26 protein-coding genes are annotated in these 22189 nt (G+C 63.2%); 7 read left to right on the forward strand and 19 right to left on the reverse strand.

The annotated features are described in order from the left end of the window. Position 1 precedes the first annotated feature (1 nt). From DK842_RS03980 to gmk, 7 genes are all read right to left on the reverse strand, one after another. The gene (locus DK842_RS03980; protein WP_114060195.1) at positions 2–448 is read right to left on the reverse strand and encodes a GatB/YqeY domain-containing protein; all 447 of its coding nucleotides are present in this window, start codon (positions 446–448) and stop codon (positions 2–4) included. 110 nt (positions 449–558) lie between these two features. After that, entirely contained in the window at positions 559–771 is a 213-nt protein-coding gene (gene rpsU / locus DK842_RS03985) for a 30S ribosomal protein S21 (protein WP_021478758.1), read from the reverse strand. 163 nt (positions 772–934) lie between these two features. Next, on the reverse strand, positions 935–1735 hold the full coding sequence (locus tag DK842_RS03990) for a thiazole synthase (RefSeq protein WP_114063597.1): 801 nt from the start codon (positions 1733–1735) through the stop codon (positions 935–937). 42 nt (positions 1736–1777) lie between these two features. Further along, complete coding sequence (thiS, locus tag DK842_RS03995; protein WP_021478756.1) at positions 1778–1978, reverse strand: sulfur carrier protein ThiS; 201 nt, start codon at positions 1976–1978, stop codon at positions 1778–1780. A gap of 5 nt (positions 1979–1983) precedes the next feature. Further along, positions 1984–4140 carry a RelA/SpoT family protein gene (locus tag DK842_RS04000; protein WP_114060196.1) on the reverse strand — a complete coding sequence of 719 codons (2157 nt, stop codon included), beginning with the start codon at positions 4138–4140 and terminating at the stop codon, positions 1984–1986. A gap of 20 nt (positions 4141–4160) precedes the next feature. Next, entirely contained in the window at positions 4161–4367 is a 207-nt protein-coding gene (rpoZ, locus tag DK842_RS04005) for a DNA-directed RNA polymerase subunit omega (RefSeq protein WP_011137316.1), read from the reverse strand. Positions 4368–4449: 82 nt separating this feature from the next. After that, positions 4450–5082 (reverse strand): guanylate kinase, encoded by a 633-nt coding sequence (gmk, locus tag DK842_RS04010; RefSeq protein ID WP_114060197.1) that lies wholly within the window; start codon positions 5080–5082, stop codon positions 4450–4452. A 164-nt stretch (positions 5083–5246) separates the two neighbouring features. On the opposite strand from gmk, the gene DK842_RS04015 reads away from it, so the two are divergent. After that, positions 5247–6545, forward strand: coding sequence for an NCS2 family permease (locus tag DK842_RS04015; RefSeq protein ID WP_114060198.1), 1299 nt, complete (start codon positions 5247–5249; stop codon positions 6543–6545). Positions 6546–6654: 109 nt separating this feature from the next. After that, positions 6655–7212, forward strand: a complete 558-nt coding sequence (locus DK842_RS04020) for an adenine phosphoribosyltransferase (RefSeq protein ID WP_114060199.1) — start codon at positions 6655–6657, stop codon at positions 7210–7212. Between the two features lie 112 nt (positions 7213–7324). Here the strand turns inward: DK842_RS04020 and DK842_RS04025 are convergent, their stop codons facing one another. Genes DK842_RS04025 through DK842_RS04040 form a run of 4 tightly spaced genes read right to left on the reverse strand, consistent with a single transcriptional unit; the run spans position 7325 to position 9844 of the window. Continuing rightward, positions 7325–8083, reverse strand: a complete 759-nt coding sequence (locus DK842_RS04025) for a hypothetical protein (protein WP_114060200.1) — start codon at positions 8081–8083, stop codon at positions 7325–7327. A 17-nt stretch (positions 8084–8100) separates the two neighbouring features. Next, on the reverse strand, positions 8101–8379 hold the full coding sequence (locus tag DK842_RS04030) for a DUF1700 domain-containing protein (protein ID WP_114060201.1): 279 nt from the start codon (positions 8377–8379) through the stop codon (positions 8101–8103). A 35-nt stretch (positions 8380–8414) separates the two neighbouring features. Then, on the reverse strand, positions 8415–9506 hold the full coding sequence (locus DK842_RS04035) for a DUF1700 domain-containing protein (protein ID WP_114073116.1): 1092 nt from the start codon (positions 9504–9506) through the stop codon (positions 8415–8417). Beyond that, on the reverse strand, positions 9503–9844 hold the full coding sequence (locus DK842_RS04040) for a PadR family transcriptional regulator (protein WP_114060203.1): 342 nt from the start codon (positions 9842–9844) through the stop codon (positions 9503–9505). Before DK842_RS04040 ends, DK842_RS04035 begins: the two co-directional genes overlap by 4 nt. Positions 9845–10127: 283 nt before the next feature. Between DK842_RS04040 and DK842_RS04045 the strand changes: the two genes are divergently transcribed. After that, positions 10128–11189 (forward strand): patatin-like phospholipase family protein, encoded by a 1062-nt coding sequence (locus tag DK842_RS04045; protein ID WP_114060204.1) that lies wholly within the window; start codon positions 10128–10130, stop codon positions 11187–11189. Between the two features lie 70 nt (positions 11190–11259). After that, positions 11260–11436: a hypothetical protein gene (locus tag DK842_RS23320; protein WP_168191801.1), complete on the forward strand. Its 177-nt coding sequence runs from the start codon at positions 11260–11262 to the stop codon at positions 11434–11436. Between the two features lie 73 nt (positions 11437–11509). Here the strand turns inward: DK842_RS23320 and arcC are convergent, their stop codons facing one another. The 6 genes from arcC to DK842_RS04075 form a co-directional block, all read right to left on the reverse strand. Further along, a complete protein-coding gene (gene arcC / locus DK842_RS04050) occupies positions 11510–12454 on the reverse strand; it encodes a carbamate kinase (RefSeq protein ID WP_114060205.1) in 945 nt (314 codons plus the stop codon). 121 nt (positions 12455–12575) lie between these two features. Next, on the reverse strand, positions 12576–13586 hold the full coding sequence (locus DK842_RS04055) for an ornithine carbamoyltransferase (RefSeq protein WP_114060206.1): 1011 nt from the start codon (positions 13584–13586) through the stop codon (positions 12576–12578). 141 nt (positions 13587–13727) lie between these two features. Next, positions 13728–14960, reverse strand: a complete 1233-nt coding sequence (locus DK842_RS04060) for an arginine deiminase (protein WP_114060207.1) — start codon at positions 14958–14960, stop codon at positions 13728–13730. A gap of 75 nt (positions 14961–15035) precedes the next feature. Beyond that, positions 15036–16487 (reverse strand): arginine-ornithine antiporter, encoded by a 1452-nt coding sequence (arcD, locus tag DK842_RS04065; RefSeq protein WP_114060208.1) that lies wholly within the window; start codon positions 16485–16487, stop codon positions 15036–15038. Positions 16488–16857: 370 nt separating this feature from the next. Then, the gene (locus tag DK842_RS04070; RefSeq protein WP_114060209.1) at positions 16858–16989 is read right to left on the reverse strand and encodes a DUF3149 domain-containing protein; all 132 of its coding nucleotides are present in this window, start codon (positions 16987–16989) and stop codon (positions 16858–16860) included. A gap of 178 nt (positions 16990–17167) precedes the next feature. Next, a complete protein-coding gene (locus tag DK842_RS04075) occupies positions 17168–18196 on the reverse strand; it encodes a CDP-6-deoxy-delta-3,4-glucoseen reductase (RefSeq protein ID WP_114060210.1) in 1029 nt (342 codons plus the stop codon). 38 nt (positions 18197–18234) lie between these two features. On the opposite strand from DK842_RS04075, the gene DK842_RS04080 reads away from it, so the two are divergent. Further along, the gene (locus tag DK842_RS04080) at positions 18235–19152 is read left to right on the forward strand and encodes an NAD-dependent epimerase/dehydratase family protein (RefSeq protein ID WP_114060211.1); all 918 of its coding nucleotides are present in this window, start codon (positions 18235–18237) and stop codon (positions 19150–19152) included. A gap of 37 nt (positions 19153–19189) precedes the next feature. After that, on the forward strand, positions 19190–19870 hold the full coding sequence (gene trmB / locus DK842_RS04085; protein WP_114060212.1) for a tRNA (guanosine(46)-N7)-methyltransferase TrmB: 681 nt from the start codon (positions 19190–19192) through the stop codon (positions 19868–19870). Between the two features lie 46 nt (positions 19871–19916). Here the strand turns inward: trmB and DK842_RS04090 are convergent, their stop codons facing one another. Beyond that, positions 19917–20396, reverse strand: a complete 480-nt coding sequence (locus DK842_RS04090; RefSeq protein WP_114060213.1) for a glutathione peroxidase — start codon at positions 20394–20396, stop codon at positions 19917–19919. Between the two features lie 124 nt (positions 20397–20520). On the opposite strand from DK842_RS04090, the gene DK842_RS04095 reads away from it, so the two are divergent. Continuing rightward, complete coding sequence (locus tag DK842_RS04095; protein WP_198414628.1) at positions 20521–21000, forward strand: DUF1841 family protein; 480 nt, start codon at positions 20521–20523, stop codon at positions 20998–21000. Between the two features lie 229 nt (positions 21001–21229). Here the strand turns inward: DK842_RS04095 and DK842_RS04100 are convergent, their stop codons facing one another. Beyond that, positions 21230–22180: a D-2-hydroxyacid dehydrogenase gene (locus DK842_RS04100; RefSeq protein ID WP_114060214.1), complete on the reverse strand. Its 951-nt coding sequence runs from the start codon at positions 22178–22180 to the stop codon at positions 21230–21232. Positions 22181–22189 lie beyond the last annotated feature (9 nt).

Here is a 22189-nt window from a genome sequence, read left to right on the forward strand (position 1 = left end):
CTCAGGCGCTCAGCTTGGCTTTGATCAGCGCGGACACCTGCGCCATGTCGGCGCGGCCGGCCAATTGCGGACGCAGCGCGCCCATCACCTTGCCCATGTCCTGCATGCCGGCGGCGCCGGTATCGGCCACCGCCTTGGCGATCAGCGCCTCGATCTCGGCCTGGGACAGCTGCTGCGGCATATAGCCCATCAGCACGTCCATCTCGGCCTGTTCCTTGTCGACCAGATCCTGGCGCTGAGCGGCCTGATACTGGGAGATGGAGTCACGACGCTGCTTGATCATCTTGTCGACGACGGCGATGACGCCGGCGTCGTCCAGTTCGATGCGCTCGTCCACCTCTTTTTGCTTGACGGCGGCCAGCAGCAGGCGGATCGCGGCCAGCTTGTCGGCTTCCTTGGCTTTCATGGCGGACTTCATGTCGTCGGTGATGCGAACTCTGAGGCTCATGTCGTGCTCACTTGGAAATCAGGCGCTGCGCGGGCAGCGGGGGAAATTCGGGAGTACAAATGGCAAAACCGCAGGCATGGCCTGCGGTCCTGCTTGATGCCGGAAAACTCTTAGTAGAGTTTCGGCGGCAGCATTTGGCTGCGGATGCGCTTGTAGTGGCGCTTAACCGCGGCGGCGTGCTTGCGCTTGCGTTCGGTGGTCGGCTTCTCGTAGAACTCGCGGGCGCGCAGTTCGGTCAGCAGGCCAGTTTTTTCCACGGAGCGCTTGAAACGACGCAGGGCAACTTCGAACGGTTCGTTCTCTTTAACGCGAATAGTCGGCATTTACTTAAGGGTCCTTAGATTTCTTTAGGGCGTGGCTAAAGCCGCCGCCTGTAAAAACAGCATTTTAGCAATGTTACTGCATTTGTAAAAGTCTGAAACGACAACGTCAGGTCATCTTGTGGTGTTTTGCGCGGTTTGGCGCGGCCAGCCTGGGCCATGAACATCACGACTTGACGGAAGAAATCACCCCCTCACTAGGAGAACTTGGCACTGCACTATAAAAACGTTTCGGCATCCGGCCGGCCAGATAGGCGGCGCGGCCAGCTTCCACGGCCAATTTCATGGCGTGCGCCATTAGAACCGGATTGCGCGCAGCGGCAATCGCGGTATTCATCAGCACGCCGTCGCAGCCCAATTCCATCGCGATCGCCGCGTCGGACGCGGTGCCGACGCCGGCATCCACGATCACGGGAACATTGGACTGCTCGATGATCAATTGCAGGTTCCACGGATTCAGTATCCCCATGCCGGAGCCGATCAGGCTGGCCAGCGGCATGATCGCGCAGCAGCCGATCTGCTCCAGCTCGCGCGCGACGATGGGGTCGTCCGAGGTATAAACCAAGACATCGAATCCCTCCGCCACCAGCACCTCGGCGGCCTTGAGGGTTTCCTTCACATTGGGGTACAGATTATTCGGGTCCCCCAGCACTTCCAGCTTCACGAAACGATGGTCGTCCAGAAGCTCCCGCGCCAGCCGCAAGGTGCGCACGGCGTCTTCGGCGGAATAGCATCCCGCCGTGTTGGGCAGGAGGTTATACCGGTTTTGCGGCAAAAAGTCCAGCAAATTCGGTTCGTTAGCGCTCTGGCCCAGGTTCACGCGCCGTATCGCCGCGGTGACGATTTCGGTGCCGGAAGCGTCCAGCGCCGCCGCGGTCTGCTCGAAATCCTTGTATTTGCCGGTCCCCACCAGCAAGCGAGAACCGTACTCTCGGCCGGCTATCACCAGTTTATCGTCCACCTGCATTCCCTTTTCTTCCATTGACGTCAGAATGGCGGGCGGACAGTCTCAGCCGCCGCCGACCGCCACCACGATTTCCAGCTCGTCGCCATCGGCCAGCCTCGCCTCGGCAAAGCTGCCGCGAGGCACGATCTCGCCGTTGCGCTCGATCGCGATGCGCTTGCCGGCCAGATCCAGCGCGGCGACCAGCTCCGCGAACGTGGCGATGCCGGCGAAGCTTCTGTCCTCGCCGTTGATGCGTAGATTCATTTGGCTCACTTTCTCTCCACGCGCTGCACCACCGCCAACTGGCGGACGGCCGCGAGCACGCGCTCCAGATGCTCCACCCCCTCCACCTGCAGGCGGAAATGGATATTGAACAGGCTGTCGCCGTCTCGGCTGCTGTCCTGGGTGTCGGCGCTTTCGATATTGGCCGAAGCCTGGGAAATGGCGGTGGCGATGTCGGCCAGCGCGCCCCGCTCGTTGCGCGACAACACGCCGACAGTGACGCCGAACATCCGGTCGCGCTGAGCCTCCCAGTTGACTTCCAGCAGCTTGTCCGGATCCGCGCGGCGCGCGTTGGGACAGCTGACCCGGTGAATGACCAGCCCCTGGCCCTTGGTCATCACACCCAGGATGTCGTCGCCCGGCAACGGGTTGCAGCAATTGGACAGCTGCACCATGCCCGCCTCGTTGCCGCGAATGGTGATGGGACCGACGCGCACGCCCTCGCCCAGCCGCTCTCCCGCCAGCTCCAGCATGCGGCGCGCCACCACGATGGGCAGCAGCTTGCCGGCCCCGATCTCGGCCAGCACATCGTCGAAGCTCCTCATCTTTTCGCCGTAGGCGGCGAAGTATTCGACGCGAAGTTCTTCGCTGACCGCCAGCGGCGTCGACGCCAGCGCGCCCACCGCCTGCCTGAGCAGCTTCTCGCCCAGCGCCACCGCTTCCTCGCGCTGCAAGCTCTTCAGATAATTGCGGATGCCGGAGCGGGCGCGACCGCTCTGCACGAAGGCCAGCCACGACGGATTGGGCTTGGCCTGGGTCGAGGTGATGATCTCGACGGTGTCTCCGTTCCTGAGCGCGGTGCGCAAGGGCACCAGCGCATGGTTGACGCGGGCGGCGATGCAGCGGTGGCCGACGTCGGTATGCACCGCGTAGGCGAAGTCCACCGGCGTGGAGCCCTGCGGCAGCACCATGATCTTGCCCTTGGGCGTGAACACGTAGACCTCGTCCGGAAACAGGTCGATCTTGATGTGCTCGAGGAATTCGACGGCGTCGTCGCTCTCCTCCTGCATGTCCAAGAGCTTCTGCAGCCACTGATGGGTGCGCTGCTGCGCGGTGTTGACGCCCTCCCCGCTCTTGTACATCCAGTGCGAGGCCACGCCGGCCTCGGCCACGTTATGCATCTCGCGGGTGCGGATCTGCATCTCCACCGGCGTGCCGTAGGGGCCGAACAGCGTCGTGTGCAGGCTCTGGTATCCATTGCCCTTGGGAATGGCGATGTAATCCTTGAATTTGCCGGGAATCGGCTTGTACAGGCTGTGCAGCGCGCCCAGCGCCAGATAGCAGGCTGGGATGTCGTTGACGACGACGCGGAAGCCGTAGATGTCCAGCACCTCGGAGAAGGACAGGTGCTTCTCCTGCATTTTCTTGTAGATGCTGTAGAGGTTCTTCTCGCGGCCCTTGATCGTGGCCTCGATATTGCTCTGCACCAGCCGCTGACTGACAGCCAGCAAAATCTTGTTGACCACTTCGCGGCGGTTGCCGCGCGCGGCGCGCACCGCCTTGGACAAAACGCTGTAGCGGTGCGGGTGCAGATGCTTGAACGCCAGGTCCTGCAGCTCACGGTAAACCTTGTTCAGGCCGATGCGGTTGGCGATCGGCGCGTAGATCTCCAAGGTTTCCAACGCGATGCGGCGGCGCTTGTCTTCGCGCATGGAGTCCAGCGTGCGCATATTGTGCAGCCGGTCAGCCAGCTTGACGATGATGACGCGGATGTCGCGCGCCATCGCCAGCACCATCTTGCGGAAGCTTTCGGCCTGGGCGTCTTCCTTGGTCTGGTACTCCAGCCGCTCCAGCTTGGAGAGGCCGTCCACCAGATCGGCGACGATCTTGCCGAATTTTTCTATCAGCGTGGGCTTGGTGACGCCGGTGTCTTCCAGCACGTCGTGAAGCAGCGCGGCGGCCAGGCCCTGCACATCCAGCCGCCAGTCGGTGAGCATGGTCGCCACCGCCAGCGGATGGGTGATGTAGGGCTCGCCGCTCTTGCGAGTCTGACCCTCGTGAGCCTCTCGGCTGACCAGGAAGGCCAGCCTGAGCATTTCGACGTCTTCCGGCTTCAGGTAGCGCGCGGCGCTCTCCAGGAACGCCGCCGCTTCAGACTCGATCAAGGCGTTGTAATCGATGCCTGCCTCAATGCCGGTGCCCATCGTCTTGCTCCGTCCGGCAATCAGGCCTTGCCGCGGTTGAGGACTTCCTTGCCGACATGGCCGGCGGCGATCTCACGCAGGGCGATCACGGTCGGCTTGTGGCGGCCCGGCTCGACGAAGGCGCTGGCGCCGGAAGCCACTTGGCGCGCGCGGTAGGCGGCAGCCAGGGTCAAGTCAAAACGGTTCTGGATGCGGTCCAGGCAGTCGTCAACGGTAATACGGGCCATGGTTTCTCTCAGCTAAATGACGGTTACAGGGTTCACTATATCGATTTTCGCTCCGTCCGGCACGAGCGGGACGGAACTATTTTCATTTCGCGGCGGCGGTGCCCATGCGGCGGAACATGTCGGCCAGACGGCGGCACTGCGGCGCGCTCTTCAGGCGTTGGGCGCGGACGATGCTGATCAGATCCTGGCGCGCCCGCTCGAAGTCGTCGTTGACCACGATGTAGTCATACTCGGAGATCTTGTCGATCTCGGCGCGGGCGGAAGCCAGGCGGCGCAGGATGACCTCTTCGGCATCAGTGTCGCGGCCGCGCAGGCGGCGCTCCAGCTCCTCGATGGAGGGCGGCGCGATGAAGATGCCGATAGCGTCCGGAAACGCCTCGCGCACCTGCTCGGCGCCCTGCCAGTCGATTTCCAGCAGGATGTCCCGGCCTGCCTCCAGGCGGCCGCGTATCCACGGCGCGCTGGTGCCATAGCAGTTGCCGTACACCTCGGCCCACTCCAGGAAATCGCCGCGCGACTTCATTTCATCGAAGGTTTCGCGGCTGACGAAATGGTAATGCTCGCCATCGACCTCGCCCTTGCGCGCCGCGCGGGTGCTATAGGAGATAGACAGCTCGACGCTGGGCTCTGCCTGCAGCAAAGCCGCCACCAGCGAGGTCTTGCCGGCGCCGGACGGCGCCACCACGATGTAAATGTTGCCGACGGCCTGGTTCATACAACGTACCAACGTTTACCAAAGAGTAATTTTTCAGGATAGCACAGCGAGGCCGCCAGTGTTAAGCAATGACATATTTTCACGTCAAGATTTAGGTGTTTGAGCGCCCGCTGGCCGATAATGCCGCGTTTTCAGAACGCTCGCGTCGTCCGGAGTCATTTTTCATGCAACTGCTGGAAAGCTTCTTCAAGCTCAAGGAGCACGGCACCACGGTGAAAACCGAGGTGATAGCCGGCTTCACCACCTTCCTGACCATGGCCTACATCGTGCTGGTCAACCCGCTGATCCTGTCCTCCACCGGCATGGACCTGAACGCGGTGTTCGTCGCCACCTGCCTCGCCGCCGCGCTGGGCACCGCCATCATGGGCCTGGTGGCCAACTACCCGATCGCGCTGGCGCCGGGCATGGGCCTGAACGCCTACTTCACCTTCAGCGTGGTCAAGGGCATGGGCCTGTCGTGGGAAACCGCGCTGGGCGCGGTCTTCATCTCCGGCATCGTGTTCCTGGCGGTCAGCTTGTTCAAGGTGCGGGAGGCCATCGTCAACGCCATCCCGCAATCGCTGAAGTTCGCCATCTCGGCCGGCGTCGGCATGTTCCTCGCCATCATCGCGCTGAAAAACGCCGGCGTGATCGCGCCGCATCCGGAAACCTACCTGACGCTGGGCGACATCCACAAACCCACCGCGCTGCTGGCCATCTTCGGCTTCTTCCTGATCGTGGCGCTGGAATACCGCAAGGTGCCGGGTTCCATCATCATCGGCATCCTGGTGGTGACCGTGCTGTCGATCGCCTTCGGCCTGTCGCCGTTCAAGGGCATCGTCGCTCCGGTGCCGAGCATGGCGCCCACCTTCATGGCGATGGATATCCAGGGCGCGCTCAACGCCGGCCTGATCGGCGTGATCTTCGTGTTCTTCTTCGTCGACCTGTTCGACACCACCGGCACCCTGGTCGGCGTGTCGCACCGCGCCGGCCTTTTGGACAAGGACGGCAAGCTGCCGCGGCTGAAACGCGCGCTGATGGCCGACTCCATCGCCATCACCGCCGGCGCCGCGATGGGCACCTCGTCCACCACCGCCTACATCGAATCCGCAGCCGGCACCGCTGTCGGCGGCCGCACCGGCCTCACGGCAGTCGTGGTGGCGCTGCTGTTCCTCGCCGCGCTGTGGCTGTCGCCGCTGGCCGCCACAGTCCCGGCCTACGCCACCGCCCCGGCGCTGTGCTATGTCGCCGTGCTGATGGCGCGCGGCCTGGCCGAGATCGAATGGAGCGACCTGACCGAGTCCGCCCCCGCGGTGATGACCGCGCTGGCGATGCCGTTCACCTTCTCCATCGCCGACGGCATCGCTTTCGGCTTCATCAGCTACGCCGTGATCAAGATCCTGGCCGGCCGCTTCGCCGACCTGCGCCCGGCGGTGCTGATCATCGCCGCGCTGTGGATCTTCAAGCTGGCTTTCTTCCACTAAAAGCACAATAATCTCTTCATCCGACGGCCTGCCCGCTACGCGCAGGCCGTCGCCGCGAACCGTGTCAGTCAGCCGGCACAGTCTCTTGATTTCGAAGTACAATAGCCCCATGGAAAACCTAAGCAATCTCGATTATTCCAGCTATCTGAAGGGCTGGATCCGCACGGTGCCGAACTGGCCGCAACAGGGCGTGATGTTCCGCGACATCACCCCGCTGCTGCAGAATCCGAAAACCTTCCGCATGCTGATCGACATTTATGTCCATCGCTACATGATGGAGAAGGTGGATCTTGTGGCGGGCCTGGACGCGCGCGGCTTCATCATCGGCTCGGTGCTGGCCTACGAGCTGAACGTCGGCTTCGTGCCCATCCGCAAGAAGGGCAAGCTGCCCTTCACCACGGTGGAAGAGGAATACGAGCTGGAATACGGCAACGCCGCGGTGGAAATGCACACCGACGCCTGCAAGCCTGGCGACCGCGTGATCCTGATCGACGACCTGGTCGCCACCGGCGGCACCATGATGGCCGGCTACAAGCTGCTCAAGCGCATGGGCGCCGACGTGCTGGAAGCCGCCGCCATCATCGAACTGCCGGAATTGGGCGGCGGCAAGCTGGTGCGCGATGGCGGCCTGGACTTGTTCACCGTCTGCAGCTACGAAGGCCACTAAACCCGAATCTGGCGGCTTGGCAAGAAAAACGGAGCCAAAGGCTCCGTTTTTTCATGCCCACGAAAAAAGCCCGGCTCAACGCCGGGCAAGGGACACGGAGTCATGCCATGACTCAGCTTTTTTCCAAAGAAACCTTCACCGCCTGGCCATCCACCCGCAGCTTGAGCGGCGCGCCCGGGGTATTGAGCCAGTCGCCGCTGACCTTGTTGGCCTGCCCGCTCACCTGGTAGTCCAGCTTGGCCTGGCGGTTGACGCGGAACGCCAGCTTCACCATCTGGCCCTTCACCTCCACGCTGGCGGCCGGCTGCGCGCCCAGCAATTCGACATCGGCCTTCACCGCCTGCCCATCCAGGCGCAGCCCGCGGCTCGCCCCCTTGAAATCCAGGCTCAACGCCTCGCTCTTGGCCTTCAGCTCGCCGACATCGGCCTCCACGTCGGCCTTGACCGCGTCGCCGCCCAGCGCCACCACGCCGTAAGCACCTTTGATGTCCGCCTTCAACGCCTGGGCCCGTAGCCGCACCGCGTCGAACCGCCCCCTCAACTCGCCGTCGAAAGCTTTCAGGCTCACATCCACTTGCTTGCCCGGCTTGACGTTGCCGCGCACCGTCAGCTTGCAGCGGTCGCCGCCCAGCTTGCCCAGATCGATCTGAAAGGTCAGATCCTTGCCCAGCCGGCTCGCGGCCACCTTGCAATCGGCATCCGACCAGTTGCGCTTCTCCAGTTCCAGCTTGTACGGCTTGGCCGCGTCGGCGGTCAACTCCAGCTTCAGCGCGTCGCCGCGAAAATTCAGCCGGTCTATGCTGGCCGCGTCCTCCGCGTGGGCGGCCGCGGCCGTCAGCAGCAGCGCGCAGGCGGTCTTGACGATATGCATTTCACTTCTCCTCGGCATCATTGCAGAAACAACCAGTAGCCGGCCAGCGTCGCCGCCAGCGCAAAGGCCAGAGCGAAGGCGCGAATGGCCAGACGGACCGGACGGCGGCGGCCGGCGAAGCCGGCGGCCAACTGCCGGGTCTCGGCCAAAACAGCCAGCAATCGGTTTTCGCTGGCGCGATCCGCCGCCGCGCCGCGGATATAGCCGCGATAATCGTTCAGAATCTTGCGCAACTCGGCTTCCGGCAATTCGACCAGGGTCAGTTGCAGCTGTTGCAGGCAGGCGTCGTTCTTCATGATCCATACTCCCATCGCATTGCGAGATTGAGGCGTCAGGCCGCGGCGTTGTCGCGATCCTTGCCGGATACCAATTCGATCTGATATTTCACATAAGCCACCAGCGCGCGCCAGGTCAGCCGGGTCAGCCACACGCAGAACACCAGCCCCAGCGCGCCGCCCAGCAGCAGGCACAGCCCCACCACCGCCGCGCTCATGCCGACCGACATGCCCGGCAGCGCCTCGATGTGCAGCAGACTGTCGCCATCCTTGACCATCACCTTGCTTTCGCTGATCTCCAGCACGCTGTCGCCATCCTTGAGCACGGTCAGCCCATGCGGCCCGCTGGCGCTGATTTTCACTTCCTGCCCGCCGCCGGATGCCTGCAGGCGGGTCAGGCCGCCCTTGCCATCCACCTTCAGCGTGGCGCCGGCGCCGTCGCGCCCGGTGTACACCAGTTCCGCCACCGACCCCGCGTTGACGCTGATCTCGTCGTCCACCTGCTGGGCAAGCTGGCGGGCCGCCGGCTGGCTGGCCTCCACCGTCAACTTGTCGCCGTCGCGGCGGATCAGGATGGCGTCGCCCTGCCGGGTTATCAGCTGAATGCGGCTGCCGCTGTCCGGGTCCAGCACCAGCCGGCCGCCGTCGATTCGCCATTGCTCGTCCGCCGCCTCGCCATCCCAAGCGCCATGGCCTGCATGCGAATAGCCGCCGATATCCAGGCTCTTGCTGCTGAACTCCGGCCAGCCGAACAGGCTGTTGCTGCCCCAGGCCAGCACCGTGGCCAGGCCCGCCAGCAGGAAGCTGACCGAAACGATGTAGCCTATGGTCAGGAACATCAGGTAGATCAGAAACGGAATCGCCAACACGAAATTCAACACGCCGAGCCCGGCGATGGACGCCATCACCCGCGACAAATTGCTGAATGAGCGGTGCTCCTGCCACTGCCTGTAATGACTTTGCGCCTTCAACTCCCGCGCCAGCTTCTGCGGGTTGCCCAAAGCCTCCACGACCTCGGCCTCGTCGCGGCCGTCGGCCTGGGCGTCATTGAAATACTCTTCGTAATCGGCCAGGATTTCGCGCACCGCGTCCGGCTTCAAGCCGGACAGGCCCCGCTCCAGCTGGCTCAGGAACTCTTTCCTCGTCATTGCCGCGCTCCCTCTGTCGATGCCGCCGCGTCGCCGCGCAGCACGTTTTCCACTTCGGCCACAAACTCCTGCCATTCCCGCCTCATCGTCTCCAACTCGCGCCTGCCGGCTTCGGTCAGCTTGTAATACTTGCGCGAGGGGCCCGATGATGACTCCACCAGATAGGTGCTGACCCACGATTCGTTCTGCAGCCTGCGCATCAGCGGATAGATGGTGCCTTCGCTGATATCCATCCCCTGCGATAATTTGCTGACCAGCTCATAGGCGTAGCTGTCGGCCTGGGACAGCGCCGCCAGCACGCACATGTCCAGCGTGCCTTTTTTCAATTGTGTCTTCATCGTTGCCTTCCTCAACAACTGGCAATGCACGATACCTTGCATTACAAGGAACATCGCCGAACTACTGCTCTCGGATGTCTGACTGAACTGTATGGCAAGATACCTTGTATAGCAAGGTATCTTTCATTGCCTTGCTCAGTTGCGAACGGCATGCGGCATTTTCGCCACAGCCTCCTGTCCGCATGCTGCATTGCAAAAGCCGTTTTCCCGGCCATACTTCAGCCATGCGTTTGTATTTCCCGATGGCATTTCCACACGGCAATCCACAATGGAGAAACAAGCAATGCCTCATTCCACGAAACCCTCCATCGCGCTGGTGCTGGGCGGCGGCGCCCCCAACGCCACGCTGATGGCCGGCGCGCTGGTCGCACTGGCGGAAGCTGGCGTCGAATTCGACATCATCTCCGCCTCCGGCGCCGGCGCCATCGTCGGCCTGCTGTACGCGGCCCCGCGCCAGAACGACGGGCTGGCCGCCCTCGCCCGCCTGGCCGACATGGGCGTGTCCGATCCCCTCTACCAGTTGCTGCCGATCAACTTCAAGGTATTCAACAAGCCTGGCCCGCTGGCCGACGCCTGGCGCACCTGGCAGGAACACAACCCCTTCCTGCAGGCGATACGGCAACAGGCCGGCGACGGGCCGGCGCAACGGCTGCTGGCCGACTGGACCCAGCTGATGCTGGCCGCGTTCTGCCCCAGCGACCTCAACCATGCCAGCCAGGGTCTGTGCGCGCACGTGCCGTTCATCGAACAGGTAGTGGACTTCGCCAAACTGCAAGAGCGGCCCGGCGAGTTCTATCTGAACGCCTACAACATCAGCCACGGCGAGATGCGTTGCTGGGACAAGCGCGAAATCACCCATGAGCATTTCCTGGCCGCGCTGTCCTTCCCCTTCATTTATCCGCCGTACAAGCTGGAAGACGGCTACTACATCGAAGGCGCGGCCATTGACACGCTGAACTTCAAGCGGCTGTTCGAATTGCACCCGCGCATCGACTACACCATCGTCTTCGACGTGCTGGGCAGCGACAAACTGCTGCACCCGCCCCGCGGCCTGTACGACGCCTGGGTGCAGTCCATCATCGCGCCGCTGACCTCTATCGCCCGCGACGACCTGCGCCTGTTCGAGGCGCTGCACAACAAGGATGACAGCGGACGGCCCCGCACCGAAGTGCTGAAGATCAACTTCGACGCCCACATCAGCCGCGAAGGCCACCGCGAGGAGCTGGACTGGTCATACTCAAACCTGTCGCGGCTATACCACGCCGGCTACCAGTCCGGCCAGGATGCTTGCCGCCGCTACGCGCGCCAGTTGGGACTGGAAGCGCCGCTGCAGCTGACTGCGTAATCATCCCGATTCCAGCCATCCGCGCCGATGGCTAATCTGACGTTCCAATCCCACGCCAAGGAGACCGGCCATGGCACTGCCTACCGCAGTAAACGACCAGATCACCGACGCCGTCATCCAGCCCGCCCCGCGCCACTCCGGCGACGCGCCGGCCCCGGGCGGCCACCACGCCCGACACGCCGACCTGCCGCCGGATTGCGACCCTGCCGAACTGGAGGCGCTGATACGCCACTTGAAGTCGGAGTGATCCCATCCGGCTCGGCATGCGAAAAGGGCTGCCTCGCGGCAGCCCTTTGGCTTGGATCCAATCCCGTTCAAGCTCAGTACCAATCGATGCCCGGACTCTCGGTGGAGATCACGGTGCCGGCCTCGCCCTTGACGATGCGCTCGATGTCTTCCAGCGCGCCGATCACAGCCTTCTTGCCGGTCAGGCGGGCGAACTCGCAGGCGGCCTCCACTTTCGGGCCCATGGAGCCGGCGGCGAAGCCCAGCTTGTCCATCTCGTCCGGGTGAGCCTGGCGGATAGCCTTGGCCTCCGGCGTGCCCCAGCCGACGAACACGGTCTTGACGTCGGTGGCGATCACAAAGTAATCAGCGTCGACCTCCCGCGCCAGCAAGGCGGAAGCCAGATCCTTGTCGATCACCGCCTCCACGCCCACCAGCTTGTCGCCCTGATACATGGTGGGAATGCCGCCGCCGCCGGCCGCGATCACCACCGCGCCCTTCTCGATCATCCACTTGATCGGGCGCATTTCGAAGATGCGCTTCGGTTTCGGGCTGGGCACCACGCGGCGGTAGTACTCGCCGTCGGCCTTCACCGTCCAGCCCTTGTCGGCGGCCAGCTTCTCGGCCTCTTCCTTGGTGTAGACCGGGCCGACGAACTTGGTCGGATTCTTGAACGCCGGATCGTTGGCGTCCACCTCGGTCTGAGTCAGGATGGTGGCGAGCGGCACTTCGAACGGCAGCACGTTGCCCAGTTCTTGCTCGATCATGTAGCCGATCATGCCCTCGGTCTGCGCGCCCAGCACGTCCAGCGGATACGGGGTCACCTTGTCGTCCACATGGCGGGCGTAGGCGTCATTCTGCAGGCCCAACAGGCCGACTTGCGGGCCGTTGCCGTGGCACATCACCAGGTTGTGGCCCAGCCGGGTCACGGCGGCCAGTTGCTCGGCGGCCACTTTGACGTTGGCGCGCTGGTTGTCGGCGGTCATGGCCTCGCCACGACGTTGCAGGGCATTGCCGCCCAAAGCTACGACGACTCGCATAATGCTTCCTTCCATTCTTTCAACGACGCCGGCCAAGGCTCCCGGTCAGGAGGCCTTGGCCGGTTGATGTATGATTTCAGCGTCGGGCGGGCTTCCCCGCCCGACTGGCACGCGACGTTTATTAGTCGCCCAGCGTGGCCACCAAGATGGCCTTGATGGTGTGCATGCGGTTCTCGGCCTGCTCGAAGGCGATGCAAGCCTCGGACTCGAACACGTCCTCGGTCACCTCGATGCCGTTGGCCAGTTCCGGATACTGCGCCGCGATTTCCTTGCCCACCTTGGTTTCGCTGTTGTGGTAGGCCGGCAGGCAGTGCATGAACTTCACCTGCGGGTTTTCCGCGGCGGCCATCAGCGCGCTGTTGACCTGGAACGGCTTCAGCAGACGGATGCGCTCGGCCCACACTTCGGCCGGCTCGCCCATCGACACCCAGACGTCGGTGTGGATGAAATCAGTGCCCTTGACCGCGGCCTTGGCGTCCTCTGTCAGGGTGATGCGGGCACCGGTGCGCTTGGCGATCTCGCGGCACTCGGCCACCAGCTCGTCGGTCGGCCACAGGTGCTTAGGCGCGCCGATGCGCACGTCCATGCCCAGCTTGGAACCGATCACCAGCAGCGAGTTGCCCATATTGTTGCGGGCGTCGCCGAGGTAGGTGTAGCTGATCTGGGAGATGGGCTTGTCGCTGTTTTCCCACATGGTCAGCACGTCGGCCAGCATCTGGGTCGGGTGCCATTCGTCGGTCAGGCCGTTGTACACCGGCACGCCGGCGAACTTGGCCAGCTCGGTCTCCACCATGTGCTGGTCGAAGCCGCGGTATTCGATCGCGTCGTACATCCGGCCCAGCACGCGGGCGGTGTCCTTCATCGATTCCTTGATGCCGATCTGCGAGCCGGACGGTCCGAGGTAGGTGACATTGGCGCCCTGATCGTAGCAAGCCACTTCAAAGGCGCAGCGGGTGCGGGTGGAGGTTTTTTCAAAGATCAGGGCGATGTTCTTGCCCTTCAGGTGCTGCTGTTCGGTGCCGGAATACTTGGCGCGCTTCAGATCGCGGGCCAGGTCGAGCATGTAGCGGATTTCGCGCGGAGTGAAGTCCAGCATGCGGAGGAAGTTACGGTTGCGCAGATTGAAAGCCATGATGTTGCTCCTGATTAGAGTCTGGGCAAGCGGGCCGTCGTCCTTGGGGGAAGCGGCGGTCAACCTGTCTTTTTGCAAACAAACTAGAACGAGATACGGATTTTCAAGCCCGGCCGGATCCGCCGGCCGGGCGGACAAGCCTTACACCTTCACTTCGTCGCGGATGATCGGGCAGGTCATGCAGTGGCCGCCGCCGCGGCCTCGGCCCAGCTCGGAAGCCGGGATTTCGATCACTTCCACGCCGTGCTCGCGCATCAGGCGGTTGGTGTAGGTGTTGCGGTCGTAGGCCACCACCACGCGGCGGTCCAGCGCCACCACGTTGTTGCCGTCGTCCCACTGCTCGCGCTCGCGCTGGTAGGCGTCGCCGCCGGTCTGGATCACGCGGATTTCCTTCAGGCCCAGCGCCTCGCGCACCACGTCCACCAGCTTGCGATCCTCATGGCGCTCGAAACGGACTTCGCCTTCGCGGTCGCCGGCGTAGATGCTGGTGCAGGTGATTTCGTCCACCACGTCCGGGAACACGGACAACAGGTCGATGTCGAGGAAGCTGAACACGGTGTCCAAGTGCATCGCCGCGCGGGACTTCGGCATCTGGCAGGCGATCACGCGCTTGGCGCCGCCTTCCTTGTGCAGCACGCGCTTGGCCACTTGCACCACCGCCTGCGGGCTGGTGCGCTCGCCCATGCCGATCAGCACCACGCCGTTGCCGATAGGCATCACGTCGCCGCCTTCCAGCGTGGCCGGGCCGTGATCCTGATCGCAGCCGCCCCACCAGACGTTGACCTTGCCGGCGAAGTAAGGGTGGAATTGGTAGATCGATTGCAACACCAGCGTTTCCTGGCGCCGCGCCGGCCAGTACATCGGATTCAGCGTCACGCCTTCGTAAATCCAGCAAGACGGGTCGCGCTGGAACAGGCTGTTGGGGATCGGGGGCAACACGAAGTCGGAACGATCCAGATAGCCGCCGAACAGGCCTTTCGGGTCGAACGGCAATTCGAACTTGGCGATGCCGCCCACCAGATGATCGGCCAGTTGCGAGGATGGCATTTCGTTCAGCCAGCTGCGCAGATCCTGCAGCATGCCGATGCCGACGTTGTCGGCCTTGACCTTGCGGTCCAGGATCCAGTTGCGGGCGGCCTTGTCGTCCAGCACCTTGGCCAGCGCGTCGTGCACCTCGATCACCTCGATGCCGCGGGCCCGCATCTGCTCGACCATGTAAGCGTGGTCTTTCTGCGCGCGCTCCACCCAGATCACGTCATCGAACAGCAGATCGTGACAGTTGTCCGGGGTCAGGCGCTTGTGGGCGAGACCGGGACGGCAAACCATGACAGTGCGCAGCTTGCCGCATTCAGAATGAACACCAAACTTGGTCATAACGATACTCCTTGAGTCTTGTCTGACTTCGGGGACGGGCGATCCGCCCCCACGACTGGTTCCGAAATCTTTCGCTTACAGACCGATCTGACCGGTCGCCAGCATGTAGACCGCGATCAGAGCCAGCACCACCACGATGGCGGCCAGCACGGCTTCGATCAGGTTGAACGGCTTCTGGCCCTGCTCCTTCTTGGCCCACAGGTAGAACAGCAGACCCGGGGCGTACAGCACCATGGACAGGAACAGATACTTGGGGCCCGCGGCATAGATCAGCCACGCGCCGTAAACGGTAGCCAGGATGGCGGTGCCCAGTTCCTTGCCTCGGCCTTCGCCTTGGGCGTAGCCCTCGCCGCGTTGCGCCACCAGCCAGGAGTAGCCGGCGCACAGCAGGTAAGGAATCAGGATCATCGAGGTGGCCAGCGACAGCAGCGCCAGGTAGCCGGCCGAGCTCTTCAGCGTGATCAGCAGGAACAGCTGGATCAGGCCGTTGGTCAGCCACAGCGAGGCCGCCGGAGTGTCGTTGGCGTTGACGGTGCCGAACACCTTGGGCATCACGCCGTCCTTGCCGGCGAGGTAAGGCGCTTCCGAAGCCAGCAGGGTCCAGGCCAGCAGCGCGCCGCCGACGGAAATCACCAGACCCGCGTTCATCAGGTTGGCGCCGAAAGTGCCGAAGGCTTTCTGCAGCACATAGGCGGTGGACGGGTTCTTCAGCGCGGCCAGTTCAGCCTGGGTCATCACGCCCAGCGACAGCACCGATACGGCGACCAAGAGCGCGATGGTCAGCAGGAAGCCGATCACGGTAGCCTTGCCCACATCCTTCATGCTCTCGGCGCGGCCGGAGAACATCGACGCGCCTTCGATGCCGATGAACACCCATACGGTAACCAACATGGTGCTCTTCACCTGGTCGACGATGGAGCCGAGCTTGGCATTGCCCCAGAAGTCCAGGTTGAAGGTATCAACCTTGAAGGCGAACACGATCAATAGAATGAACAGCGCCAGCGGCACCAGCTTGGCGATGGTGGTGACGGTGTTGATGAAGGCCGCGCCGTGCACGCCGCGCAGCACCAGGAAGTGCAGGCCCCACAGCACCACCGACGCGCAGGCGATGGCGATGGGCGTGTTGCCGTCGCCGAAGGCCGGCACCCAGAAGCCCAGCGCCGAGAACATCACAACGAAGTAGGACACGTTGCCGATCCAGGCCGAAATCCAGTAACCCCAGGCCGAATTGAAGCCCATGTAGTCACCGAAACCCGCCTTGGCGTAGCCATAGACGCCGCCGGACACTTCAGGCTTGCGGGAGGCCAGCATCTGGAACACGAAGGCCAGCGCCAGCATGCCGACGAAGGTGATGGCCCAGCCGATCAGGATGGCCCCGGCGCCCGCGCCCGCCGCCATGTTCTGCGGCAGCGAGAAGATGCCGCCGCCGATCATGGAGCCGACCACCAGCGCCGTCAGCGCGCCCAGTTTCAACCGGGGCGCGGCGCCTTCGGGGACGCCGGCTTGAGTAGCAGTTTCAGTGGACATTTTGATTCTCCGATTTGGGATGTAAACCGAGCATTACATTATTAAATTCTTATCATCTGAAATGATGGTATACGCGATAAAACAAGGCGTTCCAGCCTTGTCGGGAGCAAGATTGATTTGCATCAAGCGGGTTTTCCGATCAGATGGCCGACTACCGGGGAATGCGACCAGGGCTTACATTAAATCGTCATGACCATAGTCGCAGCATGGACTTAAACAGGTAGCTTCAGCATAGAAGAGGAAAAGAAAAAGAAAAGACGGCGGAGGAAAGGACAAGACTGCGACAAGCCCAAAAAAAACGGATACGGCCCACCACCGTATCCGCCAACACACACATCAAGAGGACATGCCAATACAACAGGGGTAATGCTTACTTGCCGGGCTTGTTGATGTTCCTGAAGATCACCCACAAAGCCCCGCACGCCACCAAGGTGGCTACCACGATAGTCAACAGGCTCAGCCGGCCGACATCGTCGGCCAACAACAGGGTCAGCAGCTCCATGGTTTCCTCCCAGCGGCGTGCGCTTGCGGTTAACTTGCCAACGACATAATAACCCCTTCAATAACCATGGAATTGACATGGGTCAAACCGCGCGATTTCCCGTCGCCAAATCGCGAAAAACAAAAAAGCCCTCGGCGACGCCGGGGGCTTTTTCAATACAGATCAAAAACTTGTCCGCTTATTTGCCGCCGCCCATGTCCTTGGCCAGGAAGAAGGCGTCGGAGAAGAACTCATCCTCCGGCAAGCCGCGCTCTCGGATGAAAGTGCCATGCGCGGCCTCCACCATCACCGGCGCGCCGCAGGCGTAAACCTGATGTCCGGACAAGTCGGCGAAATCCTCCAACGCCGCCTGATGCACGAAACCGGTACGGCCGGTCCAGTTGTCCTCCGGCAGCGCCTCGGACAGAACCGGAATATAGCGGATGTTGGGGTTCGCGGCGGCCCAGCCTTCGGCCAGATCCGACATATAAAGATCCGCCTTGGTGCGCGCGCCCCAATAGAAGGTCATCGGGCGGGTAATGCCGTGACGGATGGCGTGTTCGATGATGCCCTTGACCGGCGCGAAGCCGGTGCCGCTGGCGATGAACACGATAGGCTTGTCCGACTCCTCGCGCAGGAAGAAGGAGCCCATCGGACCTTTGAAGCGCATGATCTCGCGCTCCTTCATTTGATGGAACACGTATTCGGAGAACGAGCCGCCCGGCTGATGGCGGATATGCAGCTCCAGGAAGGCGTCGTCATGCGGGGCGTTGGCGATCGAGAAGCTGCGCTTCTTGCCGTCCTTCATCAGGATGTCGATGTATTGGCCGGCGCGGAATTGCAAACGCTCCGACACCGGCAGCTTCAGTTTCAGCACCGCCACGTCGTGGATCTTCTCGATCTTTTCCACCCGGCACGGCAAAGTCTTGATCTGAATATCGCCGATGCCGGTCACCTCGCGGACCTCGATGCTGACATCGCCCTTGGGACGGGAACAGCAGAACAGCGCCATGCCCTGCGCCTGTTCGGCAGAAGTCAGCGCCTTTTCCTGGAAGCCATCCTGGCTCACCTCGCCCTCCACCACCTTGCCCTTGCAGGCGCCGCAGGCGCCGTCGCGGCAACCGTAAGGCAATCCCACGCCCTGGCGCAGAGCGGCCTCAAGAATCGTTTCGTGCGCGTCCACGCCGAATGTATGCCCGCTGGGGAGCACTTTCACCTGGCAAGTCATGTGTTTCTCAATCCCGAATTCTGGCTAAAATGCGAGCCATGCGTACTCTACTTGTCATCGGCGCCGGCGATGTCGCGCGGCGCGCCCTTCCCCTCTTGCTGCCTCGCTGGCGGGTGCTGGTCCTGTGCCGGAGCCAAGACTCCGCCGTTCGCTGGCGCGCGCTTGGCGCGCTGCCGCTGCTCGGCGATCTGGACTGCGCCGACAGTCTGGCGCGACTGGCCGGCCTGGCCGATGCCGTGTTGCTGACCGCCCCGCCCCCGCCTCACGGCGGAACCGACCCGAGAATGCGCAAGTTATTGTACGCGCTGGCAAAAGCGGACAGCATACCACAGCAATGGATCTACATCAGCACCAGCGGCGTGTACGGCGATGCCGGCGGCGAATGGCTGGACGAAACCGCCCCTTTGCGCCCGCGCAACGAGCGCGCGCGGCGGCGCGTCGACGCCGAATCCCAACTGCGCCGCCTCGCCGCCTCGCGCCGCTGCGCGTTGACCATCCTGCGCGCGCCGGGCATCTACGCCGACGAACGCCTGCCGCTGGCGCGCTTCGCCAGCGGCGCGCCGCTGATCATCGACGCCGAGGATAGCTGGAGCAACCACATCCACGCCGACGACCTGGCCCTGCTCTGCGCGGCCGCGCTGCGCCGCAGGAGCGGCATTCGCGTCTACAACGCCTGCGACGACCAGCCGCTGCCGGTCAGCCGCTGGTACCGGGCGCTGGGCGAAACGCTGGGATTGCCCTGCCCCCCGCAGCTGCCGCGAGCCGAAGCCAAGGCCGCCGCCTCGCCGCAGCAATGGTCGTTCCTGGCCGAATCCCGCCGCCTGGACAATAGCCGGCTGCGCCGCGAACTGGGCGTCCGCCTGCGCTGGCCGAGCGTCCTCGACTATCTGGCGGCGCTGGCGCGCGATCCGGCCCGGCGGGAGGCAATACTCGCAAGCTACGCCAAGATTCGGTAACATCGCGTTTTTTTTGAGTTTTCAGCAGGCCAGCAAAATGGAAAATCCGGCTTTCAATCGAGCGATCCGCAGCTTCGTGCTGCGCCAGGGCCACCTGTCCCCGGGCCAGCAACGGGCGATGGACGAGGGCATGCCCAAGTGGGGCATCGAGTATCGTCCCGAAAAGATCGACCTGGAGCAGGCCTTCGGCCGCGCCGCGCCCAAGATCCTGGAAATCGGCTTCGGCATGGGCGGCGCCACCGCCGAGATCGCCGCGGCCAATCCGGACCAGGACTACCTGGGCATCGAAGTGCACGGCCCGGGCGTCGGCAACCTGTGCAAGCTGATCGCGGAGAAGGAACTGACCAATCTGCGCTTGATGCGCCACGATGCAGTAGAAGTGCTGGACAATATGCTGGCCGACGGCAGCCTGGACGGCGTGCACATTTTCTTCCCCGACCCGTGGCACAAGAAGCGCCACAACAAGCGCCGCCTGATCCAGGCGCCGCTGGTGGAAAAGCTGGTGAAAAAGCTGAAGCCAGGCGGCTATCTGCACGCCGCCACCGACTGGGAAGACTACGCGTTGCAGATCATGGAGGTGATGAACGGCAACGCCGATCTGGCAAACACCGCTGACGGCTACGCGCCGCGCCCGGATTACCGTCCGCTGACCAAGTTCGAGGCCCGCGGCATTCGACTGGGCCACGGCGTATGGGACGTGATCTTCCGCCGCAAATAAGCGGCGGGGATCCCCCTGCGGCCCGCCTTTGCGGGCCGTTCGCTTTTCATCTCGCCAGCAACGCCTTGATGTCGTCCACCAGTTCGTGCGGCTCCACAGCCGGCTCGTAGCGCTTGACCACCCTGCCGCGCGCGTCGACCAGAAACTTGGTGAAGTTCCATTTGATCGGGTGCGGACGCTCGGAGTCGGCCTGGGTCAGCCAGCGCCACAGCGGATGGGCGCCGTCGCCGTTGACCTCAACCTTGGCGAACAGTGGAAAGGACACGCCGAAACGCGCCTGGCAAAATGAAACGATCTCCGCCTCCGCGCCCGGCTCCTGCCCGCCGAACTGATTGCAGGGAAAGCCGAGCACGACGAAGCCCTGCCCGGCGAAATAGTCCTGCAGCTCCTGCAAGCCGGCGTATTGCCGGGTATAGCCGCACTCGCTGGCGGTATTCACCAGCAACGCGACCTTGCCCGCGTAGGCGGACAACGACTCTTCTGCGCCGTCCGCGCGCGGCGCGCTGAAATCATAGAGCGTGGTCATCGCATGCTCCCTACCGTATAATGCCGCAGCCCGGATGGGCGGCCGCCTGCGACCCGATACCCATTGTCGCGCGGGCGGCGCGTCCGCGCCGAGCCCCGCTTGCAATCGCCCGAGGTCTTCATCCATGTTGTTCAACCCCAGCCGCCAGGACGCCCGCCGCTTCTTCTTCGATACCTGGAGCAAATCCAAGTCCGGCCAGCCCTTGTCCGACCTGGAGCAAATCGTCCTATCCATTCTTATAGACCACCCAGAGTACCATCCCATCCTGGAAAACCCGGAGGCCTTTCTGGAACAGGAGTGGACGCCGGACATGGGAGAGTCCAATCCCTTCCTTCACCTTGGTCTGCATGTGGCCATCGCCGAGCAGCGCTCCATCGATCAGCCCTTCGGCATCCGTGCGCTGTACGCGCAATTGGCGCTGCGCCACGGCGACGAGCACCGCGCCCAGCACGAGATCATGGAGTGCCTGGGCGAAATGATCTGGCATGCCCAACGCTACGGCGGCGGCCCCGACGTCAATCGCTACATCTCCTGCGTGCGCGGCAAGCTGGGCATGGGCGAGGAAGAGCAACCCCGCGTCAATCCTAACGACGCCAGCGACTGAACGGCGCGGCCCCCCGGTAAAAAAACACCGTGGCAGGAGGTCTGTCCACGGTGCAACAAGCGGGGCAGCTCAAGTCGGCGGGACCGACCGAGCCTTTTCAAGATAGTCAAGTAACTATCCACATCCAAATATTCTTCAATAAAAACAATAAAATGGATAAGGAAATGACAAAAAAATCCGGCCACATCATGAAAAATGACCGGATTTGTCACCGAATTCTAATCTCTTATTAAACCAATCTGTTTTGTTGCTCGCCGCGAGCGTAAGCTTCGACATTGGCGACCAACTGCGCGGCCAGCCTGCGCATCGCCTCGCCGCTGGCCCACCCCACGTGCGGGGTGACGATCAGATTGGGCAAGCGCGCCTTCAGCAGCGGATTGTCCGCCGGCGGCGGCTCGCTGCTCAGCACATCAAAACCCGCCCCCCCCAGCTGCCCATATTTCAGCGCCGCCACCAGATCGGCCTCGTCCACCAAACCGCCGCGCGCGGTATTGATCAGGATGGCCCCCGGCTTCATCGCCATCAGCTCCGGCTGGGCGATCATGCTGCGGGTCTCGTCGGTCAGCGGGCAGTGCAGCGACACCACGTCGGCTCGCGCCAGCGCCTCCTCGAACAGCACCCTCCCTTCCCGCGCCTCTTCCGCGCCCTTGCGCTCGGCGAACAGCACTTCCATGCCGAAAGCGCGGGCCATGGCGGCCAACTGGCTGCCGATGCCGCCGCGGCCGACGATGGCCAGCGTCGCGCCGCGCAGCTCGCGTATCGGCGCGCCGAAATGGCAGAACTGCTTGCTCTGGCTCCAGATGCCGGCGGCGACGTCGCGCTGGTAGGCTGGCAGGTTCTTCATCAATGCCATCATCAACGCGAACGCATGCTCGGCGACGGTGTGGTCGCCGTAGTGGCGGATATTGCACACCGCGACGCCTCGCTCGCGGCAGGCCTGCAGATCGACATGGTTGTATCCGGTGGCGGCGATGGCGATCAGCTTGAGCTTAGGCAGCTCGGCGAGGGTTTCGCGCGACAGCGGCACCTTGTTGCTGATCACGATGTCGGCTTCGATCGCATGCGTCGCGATCTGCTCGATGGCGGTGGACGGAAACTCGCGGTATTGCACGGGGAAGCTGAAAACGGGAACCGGGACAGGCAAGCTGTCCCGGTCCAGAAATACGACATTGAGCGTCATTGGCAGGCG

The organism is Chromobacterium phragmitis, assembly GCF_003325475.1.
GTDB lineage: Bacteria > Pseudomonadota > Gammaproteobacteria > Burkholderiales > Chromobacteriaceae > Chromobacterium > Chromobacterium phragmitis.

Coding starts and splice junctions, on each gene's coding strand:
- DK842_RS04030 (WP_114060201.1), bottom strand. CDS start 8,379: ATGAAGAACGACGCCTGCCTGCAACAGCTGCAACTGACCCTGGTCGAA.
- trmB (WP_114060212.1), top strand. CDS start 19,190: ATGGAAAATCCGGCTTTCAATCGAGCGATCCGCAGCTTCGTGCTGCGC.
- DK842_RS04100 (WP_114060214.1), bottom strand. CDS start 22,180: ATGACGCTCAATGTCGTATTTCTGGACCGGGACAGCTTGCCTGTCCCG.
- DK842_RS04015 (WP_114060198.1), top strand. CDS start 5,247: ATGCAACTGCTGGAAAGCTTCTTCAAGCTCAAGGAGCACGGCACCACG.
- thiS (WP_021478756.1), bottom strand. CDS start 1,978: ATGAATCTACGCATCAACGGCGAGGACAGAAGCTTCGCCGGCATCGCC.
- DK842_RS23320 (WP_168191801.1), top strand. CDS start 11,260: ATGGCACTGCCTACCGCAGTAAACGACCAGATCACCGACGCCGTCATC.
- DK842_RS03980 (WP_114060195.1), bottom strand. CDS start 448: ATGAGCCTCAGAGTTCGCATCACCGACGACATGAAGTCCGCCATGAAA.
- DK842_RS04040 (WP_114060203.1), bottom strand. CDS start 9,844: ATGAAGACACAATTGAAAAAAGGCACGCTGGACATGTGCGTGCTGGCG.
- rpoZ (WP_011137316.1), bottom strand. CDS start 4,367: ATGGCCCGTATTACCGTTGACGACTGCCTGGACCGCATCCAGAACCGT.
- DK842_RS04055 (WP_114060206.1), bottom strand. CDS start 13,586: ATGGCTTTCAATCTGCGCAACCGTAACTTCCTCCGCATGCTGGACTTC.
- gmk (WP_114060197.1), bottom strand. CDS start 5,082: ATGAACCAGGCCGTCGGCAACATTTACATCGTGGTGGCGCCGTCCGGC.
- DK842_RS04045 (WP_114060204.1), top strand. CDS start 10,128: ATGCCTCATTCCACGAAACCCTCCATCGCGCTGGTGCTGGGCGGCGGC.
- arcC (WP_114060205.1), bottom strand. CDS start 12,454: ATGCGAGTCGTCGTAGCTTTGGGCGGCAATGCCCTGCAACGTCGTGGC.
- DK842_RS04090 (WP_114060213.1), bottom strand. CDS start 20,396: ATGACCACGCTCTATGATTTCAGCGCGCCGCGCGCGGACGGCGCAGAA.
- rpsU (WP_021478758.1), bottom strand. CDS start 771: ATGCCGACTATTCGCGTTAAAGAGAACGAACCGTTCGAAGTTGCCCTG.
- DK842_RS04025 (WP_114060200.1), bottom strand. CDS start 8,083: ATGCATATCGTCAAGACCGCCTGCGCGCTGCTGCTGACGGCCGCGGCC.
- DK842_RS03990 (WP_114063597.1), bottom strand. CDS start 1,735: ATGCAGGTGGACGATAAACTGGTGATAGCCGGCCGAGAGTACGGTTCT.
- arcD (WP_114060208.1), bottom strand. CDS start 16,487: ATGTCCACTGAAACTGCTACTCAAGCCGGCGTCCCCGAAGGCGCCGCG.
- DK842_RS04080 (WP_114060211.1), top strand. CDS start 18,235: ATGCGTACTCTACTTGTCATCGGCGCCGGCGATGTCGCGCGGCGCGCC.
- DK842_RS04060 (WP_114060207.1), bottom strand. CDS start 14,960: ATGACCAAGTTTGGTGTTCATTCTGAATGCGGCAAGCTGCGCACTGTC.
- DK842_RS04075 (WP_114060210.1), bottom strand. CDS start 18,196: ATGACTTGCCAGGTGAAAGTGCTCCCCAGCGGGCATACATTCGGCGTG.
- DK842_RS04095 (WP_198414628.1), top strand. CDS start 20,521: ATGTTGTTCAACCCCAGCCGCCAGGACGCCCGCCGCTTCTTCTTCGAT.
- DK842_RS04000 (WP_114060196.1), bottom strand. CDS start 4,140: ATGGGCACCGGCATTGAGGCAGGCATCGATTACAACGCCTTGATCGAG.
- DK842_RS04070 (WP_114060209.1), bottom strand. CDS start 16,989: ATGGAGCTGCTGACCCTGTTGTTGGCCGACGATGTCGGCCGGCTGAGC.
- DK842_RS04020 (WP_114060199.1), top strand. CDS start 6,655: ATGGAAAACCTAAGCAATCTCGATTATTCCAGCTATCTGAAGGGCTGG.
- DK842_RS04035 (WP_114073116.1), bottom strand. CDS start 9,506: ATGACGAGGAAAGAGTTCCTGAGCCAGCTGGAGCGGGGCCTGTCCGGC.